This window comes from Microbacterium sp. AC132 (assembly GCF_979258525.1).
This window is the reverse complement of record NZ_OZ409862.1, coordinates 359,523-373,525: the sequence shown is the minus strand read 5'-3', so window position 1 is coordinate 373,525 and position 14,003 is coordinate 359,523. Positions and strand designations below refer to the sequence as shown.

Here is a 14,003-nt window from a genome sequence, read left to right as displayed (position 1 = left end):
GCACGGTCAGTGACATGAAGTTCTATGCACGAAGAATCGGGTTCTACGCGTTCACGCTATGGGCCGCGATCTCACTCAACTTCCTGCTTCCCCGGCTCATGCCGGGGAACCCGGCGGACATCATGATCGCCAAGATGCAGCGAGCGGGCGGCGAGGTCTCCGAGACCACGATCCGCAACATCAAGCTGCTTCTCGGCGGTGATGACTCGTCCCTCTGGGATCAGTACATCGCGTACTGGGGGCGCATGTTCCAGGGCGACCTGGGCATCTCCGTCACCAAGTTCCCCGCGCCGGTGAGCGAGCTGATCGGGCAGGCGCTGCCCTGGACGCTCATCCTCGTCGGCACGGTGACCGTGATCTCCTTCATCCTCGGCGTCGTCCTCGGCGCCTGGGCGGGATGGAAGCGCGGAACGTGGGTCGACCACCTCATCCCGGCGACCACCGTGCTGCAGTCCATCCCGTACTTCTGGATGGCGCTGCTGCTCGTCTCGGTGTTCGCGGTCGGGCTCGGCTGGTTCCCGATCTTCGGCGGCTACGACGTGTTCGACTTCCCGGACGGTCCCGAGCCGACCTGGGCGTTCTTCATGGATGCGCTCTCGCACGCCATCCTGCCCGCACTGACGATCGTGATCTCGTCGGTGGGCGGCTGGATGTTCGGGATGCGCAACATGATGGTGCAGACCATGGCCGAGGACTACGTGCTCACGGCCGAGGCCAAGGGGCTCCGTCCGCGTCGCATCATGACGACGTACGCCGCCCGCAATGCCGCGATCCCGTCGATCGCCGGCTTCTCGATCACCCTGGGATTCGTTGTCGCCGGCTCCATCGTCATGGAGCAGGTCTTCACCTACCCGGGCATCGGGAAGCTGATGTTCCAGGCGGTCACGAACAACGACTACGCGCTGATGCAGGGACTCTTCCTCGTCATCACGATCACGGTGCTCGCCGCCAACTTCATCATGGACCTCGTCTATGGCTTCATCGACCCGAGGGCTCGCCAGAATGTCTGACACCGAGAACACAGTGCTGATCACGAAGGATCAGCCCATGACCCAGCCTGCGAGCACGATCTCTCTCGCCACCCAGCGGGGCCGCAGACGCCGCCGCGTCCTTCCCACCTCATCGACGAAATTCATCATCGGCGCGAGCATCGTGATCGCGATCGTGCTGTTCGCGATCATCGCGCCGATCTTCTCGCAGGACCCTCGAAGCACCGACAACCCCGCACTGCTCCCGCCCTCGCCGGAGCACTGGTTGGGCACCACCAAGCTCGGCAACGACATGTTCGCCCAGCTCGCCATCGGCGCCCAGGGCTCGCTCCTCGTGGGCGTGGTAGCGGGCGGAATCGCCATCATCCTGTCGCTTGTCTTCGGAGTCCTCGCGGGGTACCTCGGCGGATGGCGCGAGGACACCCTGGCGCTGCTGACCAACGTGATGATCGTGATCCCCGGCCTGCCGCTGGTGATGGTGATCTCCTCTTTCGTCCCGCAGCGCAGCTGGCAGCTCGTCGCGTTCGTTCTCGGCATCACGTCCTGGGCCGGTGCCGCCTACGTGCTCAGGCTGCAGACCCGATCTCTGCGCACCCGTGACTACGTCTACGCGTCCAAGGTCGCGGGAGAGCGATCCTTCCGCGTCATCCTGGTCGAGATCATGCCGAACCTGCTGCCGTTGCTCACCGCGCAGTTCCTGTTCGCGATCATCTTCGCGATCCTCGGCGAGGCCGGTCTCTCGTACCTCGGTCTCGGCCCCAACTCCTCCATCACCTGGGGGACGATCCTCAACGACGCGCAGTCAGGTCAGGCGCTCGGACGAGGCGCCTGGTGGTGGTTCGTCCCACCGGGAATCATGATCGCCATGCTCGGCGCGGGACTCTCGCTCATCAACTTCGCGATCGACGAGGTCATCAACCCCAAGCTCCGCAATGCACCCGACGCCGCTCGGCGCGTGCGCAAGGCCGCCAAGACGAAGGGGGTCGCCGCATGAGCGCTCCGGATGCCGTGCTGACCGCACGCGACGTGTCGATCGAGTACGAGGTGGATCCGCCCGTGAAGGCGGTCCGCAACGTCTCTCTCACACTCAACCGAGGCGAGATCCTCGGCCTCGCCGGTGAGTCCGGCTGCGGCAAGACGACGCTCGCCTACGGCATGAATCGGCTGCTCAAGGCTCCTGCGCTCATGACCAGCGGCGAGATCGTGTTCCATGACCGCGACGGCCACGACATCGACATCGTCGCTCTCGACGGCGATGGGCTGCGGGCCTTCCGCTGGGACAAGATCTCGATGGTGTTCCAGGGAGCGATGAACTCGCTCAATCCGGTCATCAGCGTCAAGGCGCAGATCTTCGACATCTTCGAGACCCATCGCCCCGGCATGTCCAAGAAGGACAAGCAGGCGCGGGCCGAAGAGCTGCTGACCCTGGTCGGGGTCGACCCGTCGAGACTGACGAGCTTCCCCCATGAGCTGTCCGGTGGCATGCGTCAGCGCATGATGATCGCGATGGCGCTCGCGCTGGACCCTCAGGTGATGATCATGGACGAGCCGACCACGGCGCTCGACGTGGTCGTGCAGCGCGGGATCATCCGCGAGATCATGCGGTTGCGTGAGCGGCTGGGCTTCGCGGTGATCTTCATCACGCACGACCTGCCCATGCTGATCGAGATCAGCGACCGCATCGCCGTGATGCTGCAGGGGCAGATCGTCGAGGAGGGCACCGCGGAGGAGATCTACCGCACGCCCCAGCACGAATACACCAAGAAGCTCCTGTCGAGCTTCCCGAGTCTGACCGGCGAGCGCGGAGATTTCGTCCGCACCGGCAACCAGCCCAGTCAGGAGGAGGTCCGATGAGTGCTCCCACCCTCGAAGCCCGCAACCTGGTGAAGGACTTCACGCTGCGATCCGGCCTCAAGACGTCGGTCCTGCACGCGGTGAAGGACGTCTCGTTCACCATCGAAGCGGGGAAGACGGTCGCTCTCGTCGGCGAATCCGGGTCGGGCAAGTCGACGATCGCCCGGATGCTGATGAAGCTCGAGACGCCGACGGGCGGGCAGATCCTGCTCGACGGCAAGGACTCGGGCATGCGCGGCCGCGCCGTGGAGGACTACCGCTCCCAGGTGCAGATGGTCTTCCAGGACCCCTTCGCGTCACTCAACCCCTTCCACACGATCATCCATCACCTGGAGCGGCCGATCCGGCTCCACCACCCCAAGCTGTCTGGCTCCCAGGTGCGGGCGCGGGCGATCGAGCTGCTCGAGCGCGTGCGGCTGTCGCCCGGCGAGAGCTTCGCCGAACGTCGCCCGCATGAGCTGTCCGGTGGCCAGCGGCAGCGCGTGGCGATCGCTCGTGCGCTCGCCCCGGGAGCGCGGTTCATCGTCGCGGATGAGCCGGTCTCGATGCTCGATGTCTCGATCCGACTGGGAGTGCTCAACCTGCTGGCAGATCTGCAGCGGGAGGAGAACCTCGGCGTGCTCTACATCACGCACGATCTCGCGACGGCACGTCACTTCAGCGACGAGATCATGGTGCTCTACAAGGGCGATGTCGTCGAGCGCGGCCCCGCCGACGAGGTCATCCTCAATCCGCAGCACGAGTACACCAGGACATTGCTGGGCGCCGCACCCGAGCCCGAGAACCTCGGGCGTCTGCGAGACGAGGTCAGAGCCGAGCTGGCGGGTCGCTGACCTCTAGTGCATGACGCCGCGCTCGCCTGGCGCCCCACCCTCGGGGCGTCGGGGGAGCGCGGCTTTCTGCGGCCTGTGCCGACGACGTCGACCCGCTAGACTGAGGCCACAAGTGAAGACAGGCCGAATGACCCACGCGGGAGAGCCCCGGCGAATGCAGCCGGGCACCGAAGGAGCAAGCCTCCCCGCCAATCTCTCAGGTACGCGTACCGCGCGGTTCCGGCCACTCTGAAAAGCGATCTCGACCGACGCCGCGTCAGCTCGGATCCGCCGACGGTGAAAGCCCAGTCTCTGGGCGAAGCTCTCAGGCTCATGACAGAGGGGGAGTTCCCAGGAGCAGCGTCGCTGTTCCGCCCGATCCAGCCCGGGAGAACTCCATGTCCGACCCCCGCTACACCCCGCTGCGTGAGCGCCACGAGGCGCTCGGTGCATCGTTCACCGACTTCGGCGGTTGGCAGATGCCGGTGCGATACACGTCCGACCTCGCCGAGCACCACGCCGTGCGGCAGGCGGCCGGCATCTTCGACATCTCCCACATGGCGGAGTTCCTCGTCACCGGCGACTTCGCCGGGGAGTTCCTCGACTACTCGCTCGCGGGCCGGCTGTCGGCGATGGCGGTCGGCAAGGCGAAGTACTCCCTGATGCTCGCCGACGACGGCGGGATCATCGACGACGTCATCGTCTACCGGCTCGCAGACGACCGCTTCCTGGTGATCGCGAACGCGGGAAACCGCGGATTCGTCGACCAGGCGCTCGCATCGCGCGTCCGTTCGTTCCCATCGCGGATCGAACGCGAGATGCCCGCCAGGGCCGAGGGAGAGGACCGCAGCTTCGCGGGGTTCATCGGCGACAGGGGCGTGGACGTCGAAGACGTCTCCGACGACTATGCCCTGCTCGCGGTCCAGGGCCCCGCCTCCGAGGCGATCGTCTCGTCGACGCCGGGCATCACCGATCTCGGCACCCCATGGGCGGAGCAGAAGTACTACGCCTGGGCCGATGCGCTGTTCCAGGGTGCACCGCTGCTGCTCGCCCGCACCGGCTACACGGGCGAGGACGGATTCGAGCTTCTGGTGAGAGCCGCCGACGCACCCGCCCTGTGGGATGCCCTCGTCGAGGCGGGTCAGCCGCACGGGCTCGTCCCCGCGGGCCTCGCTGCGCGCGACACCCTCCGGCTCGAAGCGGGGATGCCTCTCTACGGTCACGAGCTCTCGCGCGAGACGAAGCCGTCTCAGGCCGGTCTCGGGCGAGTGGTGGTGTCCGACAAAGATGACTTCATCGGCAAGGGGGCGGTGGATGCCGCATCCGACGCTCCGGTGCTCGTCGGCCTGGTCGCCGAGGGCAAGCGAGCCGGACGCGCGGGCTACTCGGTGGTCGACGCGGACGGCATCGTGCTGGGCGAGGTCACCAGCGGTGCACTGAGCCCGACGCTCGGCCACCCGATCGCGATGGCCTACGTGGCACCTTCTTCCGCTGCCGCGGGAACCGCAGTATTCCTTGATGTGCGGGGGACCAGGATCCCCGCGACCGTGACCGCCCTGCCTTTCTACCGGAGGACCAAATGACCGATCTCAACGCACTCACCTATACCGACGAGCACGAGTGGATCGCCGCTGACGGTGACACCGTGACCATCGGGATCACCGACTACGCGGCCGACAAGCTGGGAGACGTCGTGTTCGTCGAACTCCCCGCCGTCGGCACCGAGATCACCGCAGGGTCGGTCGTCGGTGAGATCGAGTCGACCAAGTCGGTCGGCGAACTCTACGCCCCGGTCACCGGCACGGTCGTCGAGATCAACGACGCCGTCGTCGACGACCCGTCGCTCGTGAACGCCGAGCCGTTCGACGGAGGCTGGCTCATCAAGGTCTCCGTCGCCACCGGTGCGCTCGAGGGCCTGATGGACCGCGACGCGTACGTCGCTCTCACGGAGGGCTGATCGTCCAGTGGTCTCTTTCGCCGATCGTCATATCGGAACCACCGCCGCCGCCCAGCGCCAGATGCTCGACACGCTGGGCGTCGAGTCGAAGCTCGAGGACTGGAGCCCGGTCGAGGCGCTGATGCGTCAGGCCGTGCCCGCTTCGATCTTCACCCCCGCCTCCACCGAGTCCGTGATCCCGCGCGCAGCGAGCGAGACCGAGGCGCTCGCCGAGCTGCGCGCGCTCGCGTCCCGCAACACGGTGAACCGGCCGATGATCGGTCTCGGGTACTACGGCACGATCACCCCTCAGGTGATCCAGCGCAACGTGCTCGAGAATCCGTCGTGGTACACCGCGTACACGCCGTACCAGCCCGAGATCTCGCAGGGTCGCCTCGAAGCACTCATCAACTTCCAGACGATGGTCGCCGAACTGACCGGCCTGACCACCGCGAACGCGTCGATGCTCGACGAATCGACCGCTGTGGTCGAGGGGATGCTGCTGGCGCGCCGCGCGTCGAAGAAGGCGTCGAACGTCTTCGCCGTCGACGCCGACGCGTTCCCGCAGACGAAGGCACTGCTCGAGACCCGTGCCGAGGCCGTGGGCATCGAACTGGTGTCCGTCGACTTCGCGGCGGGTGAAGAGCTGCCCGCCGAGTTGTTCGGCGTCTTCGTGCAGTACCCGGGGGCCTCCGGGCGAGTCTGGAACCCGGCGGCCGTGATCGATGCGGCGCACCTCGCGGGCGGGCTCGCCGTCGTCGCGGCCGACCTTCTCGCGCTCACCCTCATCGCGTCGCCGGGCTCGCTCGGGGCCGATGTCGCGGTCGGGACGACGCAGCGCTTCGGCGTGCCGATCGGCTTCGGAGGCCCGCACGCGGGCTACATGGCTGTGCGCGCAGGGCTCGAACGTCAGCTGCCCGGCCGTCTCGTCGGCGTCTCTGTCGATGCCGACGGCAAGCCGGCGTATCGGCTGTCGCTGCAGACCCGTGAGCAGCACATCCGCCGCGAGAAGGCGACGAGCAACATCTGCACCGCTCAGGTGCTGCTCGCCGTGATGGCGTCGATGTACGCCGTCTACCACGGTCCCGATGGACTGAAGGCGATCGCCCGGGAGGTCGCGGCCAAGACCGCGATGCTGCGCGACTGGCTCGCCGATGCGGGTGCGGACGTCGTGCACGACTCGTTCTTCGACACCCTCCAGGTGCGGGTGCCGGGGCGCGCTGCCGAGTTCGTGGAGCAGGCCCATCACGGTTTCGGCATCCTGCTGCACGCCGCGGATGCCGACACGATCGGCATCTCGATCGACGAGACCACGACGGTCGCCGAGCTCCATCAGGTCGCTCAGGTCTTCGGCGGTGCCCGGGAGCGCGCATTCGGATTCTTCGGCTCCGGTTCGCAGGGCGGCCTCCCCGGCGATCTGCTCCGTCAGGACGAGTACCTCACGCACCCCGTCTTCCACGCGCACCGCAGCGAGACGGCGATGATGCGCTATCTCAAGAGCCTCGCCGATCGTGATTATGCGCTCGACCGCGGCATGATCCCGCTCGGGTCCTGCACGATGAAGCTCAACGCGGCGACCGAGATGGCATCGATCACGTGGCCGGAGTTCGCGGGCATCCACCCGTTCGCGCCGGCATCCGATGTCGCGGGGTATCTCGACATGATCACGCAGCTCGAAGCGTGGCTCGCCGAGGTCACGGGGTACGACGCCGTCTCGCTGCAGCCGAACGCCGGCTCGCAGGGCGAGCTGGCCGGCCTCCTCGCCATCCGCGGATACCACCTCGCGAACGGCGACACGCAGCGCACGGCGTGCCTGATCCCGTCGTCCGCGCACGGCACCAACGCGGCCTCCGCTGTGCTCGCCGGAATGAAGGTCGTCGTCGTGGCGTGCGATGAGCTCGGGAACGTCGACCTCGACGACCTGCGGGCGAAGATCGCGGCGCACGCCGACGAGCTCTCGGCGCTGATGATCACCTACCCGTCGACGCATGGCGTCTACGAGCAGGACGTGGTCGAGATCACGACCGCGGTGCACGACGCCGGCGGCCAGGTGTACGTGGACGGTGCGAACCTCAACGCGCTGCTCGGCTACGCCCGGTTCGGCGATCTCGGCGGCGACGTCTCGCATCTCAACCTGCACAAGACGTTCGCGATCCCGCACGGCGGCGGCGGCCCCGGTGTGGGCCCCGTCGCAGCCAAGGCGCACCTCGCGGCCCACCTGCCGTCGCACCCGCTCGCGCAGCGGGCGGAGCATGCGGGCGGATTCGTCTTTGAAGGCGGCGCGGTGTCGGCGGCACCGTACGGATCTGCGGGCATTCTGCCGATCTCCTGGTCCTATGTGCGAATGATGGGCGCCGACGGCCTCCGTCACGCGACCGCGGCCGCGGTGCTGTCCGCGAACTACATCGCCGCGCGCCTGGGCGAGCACTTCCCCGTGCTGTACGCGGGGGAGGACGGCCGGGTGGCGCACGAGTGCATCCTCGACCTGCGTCCGCTTCGCGAGGAGACCGGGATCACCGTCGACGACGTCGCCAAGCGACTGATCGACTTCGGCTTCCACGCACCGACCATGTCGTTCCCGGTCGCGGGGACTCTGATGGTCGAACCCACCGAGTCCGAGGACCTCGGCGAGATCGAGCGGTTCATCGAGGCCATGATCATGATCAAGGCCGAAGCGGATGCCGTCGCCGCCGGGCGCTGGCCCGCGGACGACAACCCTCTCGTCAACGCTCCGCACACGGCCGTCTCGCTGATCGCGGGGGAGTGGGAGCACGCCTACAGCCGTGAAGACGCCGCCTATCCGGTGCACGCTCTGGTGGCAGGCAAGTACTGGCCGCCCGTGCGCCGCATCGACCAGGCGTACGGTGACCGCAACCTCGTGTGCGCCTGCCCGCCGATCGAGGCGTTCGCCTGAACCGAATCCTGAGGGGTGACGGCGTCGTGTCCATGCGGACACGACGCCGTCACTCGTTTCCGTGCATTTCCGCGTGTTTCGGGGATGTTTCAGTTGGTCACCACTCAGTAACGGTTCATTAGCCGAGAGCAGCGTCCGCGAAACCGCGGGTTACAGTCAACTATCCCTACGCGTTCGACGATGAGCGCGCAGTCTGATGAATACCCGTCCACAGGAGGACACAAAGTGAAGCGCAACAAGATCGCCCTTGCGGGCACTGCGCTGTTCGCGATCGGCGCCCTGGCGCTCGCGGGCTGCGCGAGCGGTGGAAGCGGCAATGAAGGCGACGGCGGCTCCGGTGCGAACACCGACGCCGACGCCATCATCACCACGAACGGCTCGGAGCCCGAGAACCCGCTGATCCCCACCAACACCAACGAGGTGGGCGGCGGAAAGATCCTCGACGAGATCTTCGCCGGTCTGATCTACTACGACGCCGACGGCAAGCCCGTCAACGACGTCGCTGAGGAGATCACCACGGAGGACCCGCAGAACCTCACCGTCAAGATCAAGGAAGGCCTGACCTTCACCGACGGTGAAGAAGTCACCGCCGACAACTTCATCAAGGCGTGGAACGAGGGCGCCAAGGCGTCGAACGCTCACCTCTCCAGCTACTTCTTCGAGGACATCGAGGGCTTCAGCTATGACACCGACTCCGAGCTCACGGGTCTCAAGCAGGTCGATGACTACACCTTCACGATCGCGCTGAACAAGCCGGCATCCGACTTCGCTCTGCGTCTCGGCTACTCGGCCTTCTACCCGCTCCCCGACGTCGCGTTCGAGGACATGGAAGCGTTCGGTCAGAACCCGATCGGCAACGGTCCGTACATGATCGACGGCGAAGACGCGTGGCAGCACGACGTCCAGATCGACCTCGTCCGCAACGACGACTACGACGGTGGCCGTCAGGCCGCCAACGGCGGTCTGACCATCAAGTTCTACGCCACGCAGGAGGCCGCATACGCCGACCTGCTGTCGAACGAGGTCGACGTCATCGACGCGATCCCGACGAACTCGCTCCCGGTCTTCACCGACGAGCTCGGCGACCGTGCTGTGAACCAGCCGTCCGCTGTGTTCCAGTCCTTCACCATCGGCCAGTTCCTCCCGCACTTCAGCGGCGAAGAGGGCCAGCTGCGTCGTCAGGCGCTGTCGATGGCGATCAACCGCGAGGAGATCACCGAGACGATCTTCTCGGGCACCCGTACCCCGGCATCCGACTTCACCTCTCCGGTCATCGACGGCTGGTCCGACTCGGTTCCCGGCAGCGAGGTCCTCGACTTCGACCCCGAGAAGGCGAAGGAGCTGTGGGCTGAGGCCGACGCCATCGCACCGTGGGACGGCGAGTTCAAGATCGCGTACAACTCCGACGGCGGCCACGACGCCTGGGTCGACGCGGTGAGCAACAGCATCAAGAACACGCTCGGCATCGAGGCATCGGGTGACCCGTACCCGACCTTCCAGGACCTTCGCACGAAGATCAACGACCGCACCATCACCACGGCTGCGCGCTCGGGCTGGCAGGCCGACTACCCGGGTCTGTACAACTTCCTCGGACCGCTCTACGCCACCGGCGCAGGCTCCAACGACGGTGACTACACGAACCCCGAGTTCGACGAGCTCATCTCCGCCGGCATCAGCAACCCCGACGCCGAGGCTCAGATCGAGGACTTCACCAAGGCGCAGGAGGTCCTGTTCCAGGATCTTCCCGCGATCCCGCTGTGGTACTCGAACGTGACCGGTGGCTTCAGCGAGAACGTCGACAACGTCACGTTCGGCTGGAACTCGGTTCCGCTGTACTACGAGATCACGAAGGCCGGCGAGTAAGTCTGACGGCACTTCACCTGTGAGGCGGTGACGATTCTTCGTCACCGCCTCACAGGCTTGTGTTCACGTAGCTTTCTTTCCCCTCAAGAAGGGACAAGCGGATGCTCGGTTACATTCTGAGACGTCTCCTGCAGGTGATCCCGGTCTTCTTCGGAGCCACCCTGCTCATTTACTTCCTCGTGTTCGCCATGCCCGGCGACCCGATCCTCGCCCTGTTCGGCGACAAGACGCCCAACCCGGCGGTCGTCGAGCAGCTGCGCGCGCAGTACCACCTGGACCAGCCGTTCATCGTGCAGTACTGGTACTACATCACCGGCGTCTTCCAGGGCGACCTGGGCACGACCTACTCGGGCCGCCCGGTCTCGGCTGTGCTCGCCGCCACGCTTCCTGTCACCGGCCGACTCGCAGTCATGGCCATCGCCATCGAGTTCGTGCTCGCCATCGTCATCGGCACCATCTCGGCGCTGCGCAAGGGCAAGCTGTTCGACAACGTCTCGCTCGTCGTGGCGCTGGTCGCGATCGCGATCCCGATCTTCGTGGTGGCGTTCCTCGCGCAGTACTTCCTCGCGATCCAGCTCGGCTGGTTCAAACCCACGGTGGGTGCGGACAACGACTGGGGCGGGTTGTGGCTGCCGGCGATCGTGCTCGGTTTCAGCCTCTATGCGGTGAGCATGCGTCTCATGCGCAGCTCGGTCATCGAGACCCTGAACCAGGACTGGGTGCGCACGGCGTACAGCAAGGGGCTCTCGCGCAACCGCGTGCTGCCCGTGCACGTGCTGCGCAACTCCCTGATCCCGGTGATCACGAACTCCGCCACGAACTTCGGCGTGCTGCTCGTGGGCGCCACCGTCACCGAGGGCATCTTCAACGTCCCCGGTGTGGGAAACACGCTCTTCCAGGCGATCCAGCGCGGCGAGGGACCCACGGTCGTCTCGTTCGTGACCGTGTTCGTCATCCTGTACGTGTTGGTGAACCTTCTCATCGACCTGCTCTACGGTCTGCTCGACCCGAGGATTCGCTATGCCTGATCCCACATCTCAGAAGCACTACGTCGCTCCGATCGAGACGGAGTCGATCGCGGTCGACGCCGTTCGGATCTCGGACAAGCCCAGCAACCTCTGGCGTGACGCCTGGTTCGACCTGCGTCGTCGTCCGCTGTTCTGGTTCTCGGTCGTTCTCGCGCTGTTCTTCCTCGTGATGGCGCTGTGGCCGACTCTTTTCACCGCGACGCCGCCGAACAACGACTGCCAGCTGTCGAACAGCAACGGCGGTCCGACGGACGGACACCCGCTCGGGTTCACGTTCCAGGGCTGCGACATCTATGCGCGCATCGTCTGGGGTGCTCAGACGTCGCTGGCCGTCGGCCTCATCGCGACGCTGATCTCGTCCGTTCTCGGCCTGATCATGGGAGCTCTCGCGGGCTTCTACGGCGGATGGCTCGACTCGGTGCTCTCGCGCATCGGCGACATCTTCTTCGCCATCCCGTACATCCTCGCGGCCGTCGTCGTGATGACCGTGTTCCGGGATTCCCGTTCGGTGTGGACGCTCGCGTTCGCCATCGGAGCGTTCGCCTGGGCGTCCACGGCTCGCGTCGTGCGGGCCGAGGTGCTCCGTGTGCGTCAGGCGGACTTCGTGATGGCGTCGCAGGCGCTCGGTCAGTCGAAGTTCAAGATCCTCCTGAACCACGTGGTCCCGAACGCCATCGCTCCGCTGCTCGTCGTCTCGACGCTCGGCCTCGCCGCCGCGATCGTCGCGGAAGCGACGCTCTCGTTCCTCGGGGTGGGTCTCGGCAGCGACGTGATGTCGTGGGGAAATGACATCGCGAAGGCTCAGGCATCGCTGCGTGTCGCGCCGATGGCGCTCATCTATCCGTCGATCGCTCTCACCCTCGCGGTGCTGGCGTTCGTCACCCTGGGCGAGCTCATCCGAGACGCCCTCGACCCGAAGGCGAGGGCACGCCGATGAGCGAGCGAATCACCGAACAGGTCCCGCTGCTGAGCATCCGCGACCTGAGCGTCGCGTTCCGCACGCAGGAGGGTCTGCGCGAAGTGCTCCACGGAGTGAGCTTCGACGTCATGCCCGGAGAGACCGTCGCGATCGTGGGCGAGTCGGGCTCGGGCAAGTCCACGACGGCCACGGCCATCGTGAACCTGCTGCCCGGCACCGGCCAGGTCACCGCGGGATCGATCACCCTCGAGGGACGCGAGCTCACGACGCTCAACCGTCGCGAGATCGAGGCCGTCCGAGGCCGGGACATCGGCTTCGTGCCGCAGGACCCGATGTCGAACCTCAACCCCGTCTGGAGCATCGGCTTCCAGGTGAAGGAGGCGATCCGTGCGAACGGCATCGCCCAGGGGCGCGACGCGGCCAAGGCGCGCACCGTCGAGGTGCTGCAGCAGGCCGGACTCGCCGACGCCGAGAAGCGTCTGCACCAGTTCCCGCACCAGTTCTCGGGAGGCATGCGCCAGCGCGCGCTGATCGGGATGGGCCTCGCGGCCGACCCCAAGCTGCTCATCGCCGACGAGCCGACCTCGGCTCTCGACGTCACCGTGCAGCGCGTGATCCTCGACCACATGGCGTCGCTCACCCGTGACAAGGGCACCTCGGTGCTCCTGATCACGCACGATCTCGGTCTCGCAGCCGAGCGTGCGGACAAGATCATCGTGATGAACGGCGGCAACATCGTCGAGTCCGGTCCCAGCCGCGAGATCCTCGAGAACCCGCAGCACCCGTACACGAAGCGACTGGTCGCCGCGGCGCCCAGCGTCGCATCGCAGCGCATCCAGGCGGTGGTGGAGGACCGGGGGATCGAGACGCTCGACGACCTCGCCGACATCCCGCCGACGGTGCGCGTCGCCGGACTCACGAAGGACTACCGGATCCGCCAGGGGAACTTCCGCAGTGAAGCGTTCCGCGCTGTCGACGACGTGTCCTTCGAGATCCCTCGCGGCAAGACGCTCGCGCTCGTGGGCGAGTCGGGCTCTGGCAAGTCCACGGTCGCCAAGATGGTGCTGAAGCTCGAAGAGCCGACCAGCGGAACCATCGAGATCGACGGGCAGGATGTGTCGAGGCTGTCGAATGCGCAGGCGTTCGGTCTGCGTCGGCGCATGCAGCCGGTCTTCCAGGACCCGTACGGCTCGCTCGATCCACTGCGCAACATCGGCAACACGATCGCCGAGCCGATGCAGATCCACGGCGTCGGCGATCGCGCCTCGCAGCGCGAGCGGGTCGAGGAGTTGCTCGACCAGGTCTCGCTTCCGCGCGTCCTCGCGACCCGGTATCCGAACGAGCTCTCGGGCGGTCAGCGTCAGCGTGTCGCGATCGCACGCGCTCTCGCGCTCAAGCCCGACATCATCGTCCTCGACGAGGCGGTGTCGGCGCTCGACGTGCTGGTGCAGGATCAGGTGCTGCAGCTGCTGGCCGAGCTCCAGTCGGAGCTGGGGCTCACCTACCTGTTCATCACTCACGACCTCGCGGTCGTCCGAGTGTCGAGCGATCTGGTGTGCGTCATGGAGAAGGGCAAGATCGTCGAGCAGGGCACTGTCGACGAGATCTTCACGAATCCCCAGCAGGAGTACACCGATCGTCTGCTCAAGGCGATCCCCGGGGCGACCATCACCCTCGGCGGTCACTGA

General features: G+C 66.4%; 11 protein-coding genes and 2 riboswitches. All 11 genes read left to right on the top strand.

Going from position 1 to position 14,003, the window contains the following annotated elements; translation table 11 throughout:
• Nucleotides 1-14 precede the first annotated feature (14 nt).
• The 11 genes from ACZZZQ_RS01730 (at nt 15) to ACZZZQ_RS01680 (ending at nt 14,003) form a co-directional block, all read left to right on the top strand.
• Nucleotides 15-1,010, top strand: coding sequence for an ABC transporter permease (locus ACZZZQ_RS01730; protein ID WP_053095557.1), 996 nt, complete (start codon nt 15-17; stop codon nt 1,008-1,010).
• Complete coding sequence (locus ACZZZQ_RS01725; RefSeq protein WP_053095558.1) at nt 1,003-1,983, top strand: ABC transporter permease; 981 nt, start codon at nt 1,003-1,005, stop codon at nt 1,981-1,983. Before ACZZZQ_RS01730 ends, ACZZZQ_RS01725 begins: the two co-directional genes overlap by 8 nt.
• Nucleotides 1,980-2,843: an ABC transporter ATP-binding protein gene (locus ACZZZQ_RS01720; RefSeq protein ID WP_053095559.1), complete on the top strand. Its 864-nt coding sequence runs from the start codon at nt 1,980-1,982 to the stop codon at nt 2,841-2,843. The genes ACZZZQ_RS01725 and ACZZZQ_RS01720 overlap by 4 nt, the downstream gene beginning before the upstream one ends.
• On the top strand, nt 2,840-3,676 hold the full coding sequence (locus ACZZZQ_RS01715; protein ID WP_072590993.1) for an ATP-binding cassette domain-containing protein: 837 nt from the start codon (nt 2,840-2,842) through the stop codon (nt 3,674-3,676). The genes ACZZZQ_RS01720 and ACZZZQ_RS01715 overlap by 4 nt, the downstream gene beginning before the upstream one ends.
• A 127-nt stretch (nt 3,677-3,803) precedes the next feature.
• A riboswitch (glycine riboswitch) is annotated at nt 3,804-3,898 on the top strand.
• Between the two features lies 1 nt (nt 3,899).
• A riboswitch (glycine riboswitch) is annotated at nt 3,900-4,002 on the top strand.
• A gap of 51 nt (nt 4,003-4,053) precedes the next feature.
• On the top strand, nt 4,054-5,238 hold the full coding sequence (locus ACZZZQ_RS01710; protein ID WP_463506759.1) for a glycine cleavage system aminomethyltransferase GcvT: 1,185 nt from the start codon (nt 4,054-4,056) through the stop codon (nt 5,236-5,238).
• A complete protein-coding gene (gene gcvH, locus ACZZZQ_RS01705) occupies nt 5,235-5,612 on the top strand; it encodes a glycine cleavage system protein GcvH (RefSeq protein ID WP_463506758.1) in 378 nt (125 codons plus the stop codon). The genes ACZZZQ_RS01710 and gcvH overlap by 4 nt, the downstream gene beginning before the upstream one ends.
• A gap of 61 nt (nt 5,613-5,673) precedes the next feature.
• Complete coding sequence (gene gcvP / locus ACZZZQ_RS01700; protein WP_463508078.1) at nt 5,674-8,505, top strand: aminomethyl-transferring glycine dehydrogenase; 2,832 nt, start codon at nt 5,674-5,676, stop codon at nt 8,503-8,505.
• Between the two features lie 225 nt (nt 8,506-8,730).
• On the top strand, nt 8,731-10,368 hold the full coding sequence (locus tag ACZZZQ_RS01695; RefSeq protein WP_150115049.1) for a peptide ABC transporter substrate-binding protein: 1,638 nt from the start codon (nt 8,731-8,733) through the stop codon (nt 10,366-10,368).
• A 101-nt stretch (nt 10,369-10,469) separates the two neighbouring features.
• Complete coding sequence (locus ACZZZQ_RS01690; protein ID WP_053095564.1) at nt 10,470-11,396, top strand: ABC transporter permease; 927 nt, start codon at nt 10,470-10,472, stop codon at nt 11,394-11,396.
• Nucleotides 11,389-12,333, top strand: coding sequence for an ABC transporter permease (locus tag ACZZZQ_RS01685; RefSeq protein WP_053095565.1), 945 nt, complete (start codon nt 11,389-11,391; stop codon nt 12,331-12,333). Before ACZZZQ_RS01690 ends, ACZZZQ_RS01685 begins: the two co-directional genes overlap by 8 nt.
• Nucleotides 12,330-14,003, top strand: coding sequence for a dipeptide ABC transporter ATP-binding protein (locus ACZZZQ_RS01680; protein WP_463506757.1), 1,674 nt, complete (start codon nt 12,330-12,332; stop codon nt 14,001-14,003). Before ACZZZQ_RS01685 ends, ACZZZQ_RS01680 begins: the two co-directional genes overlap by 4 nt.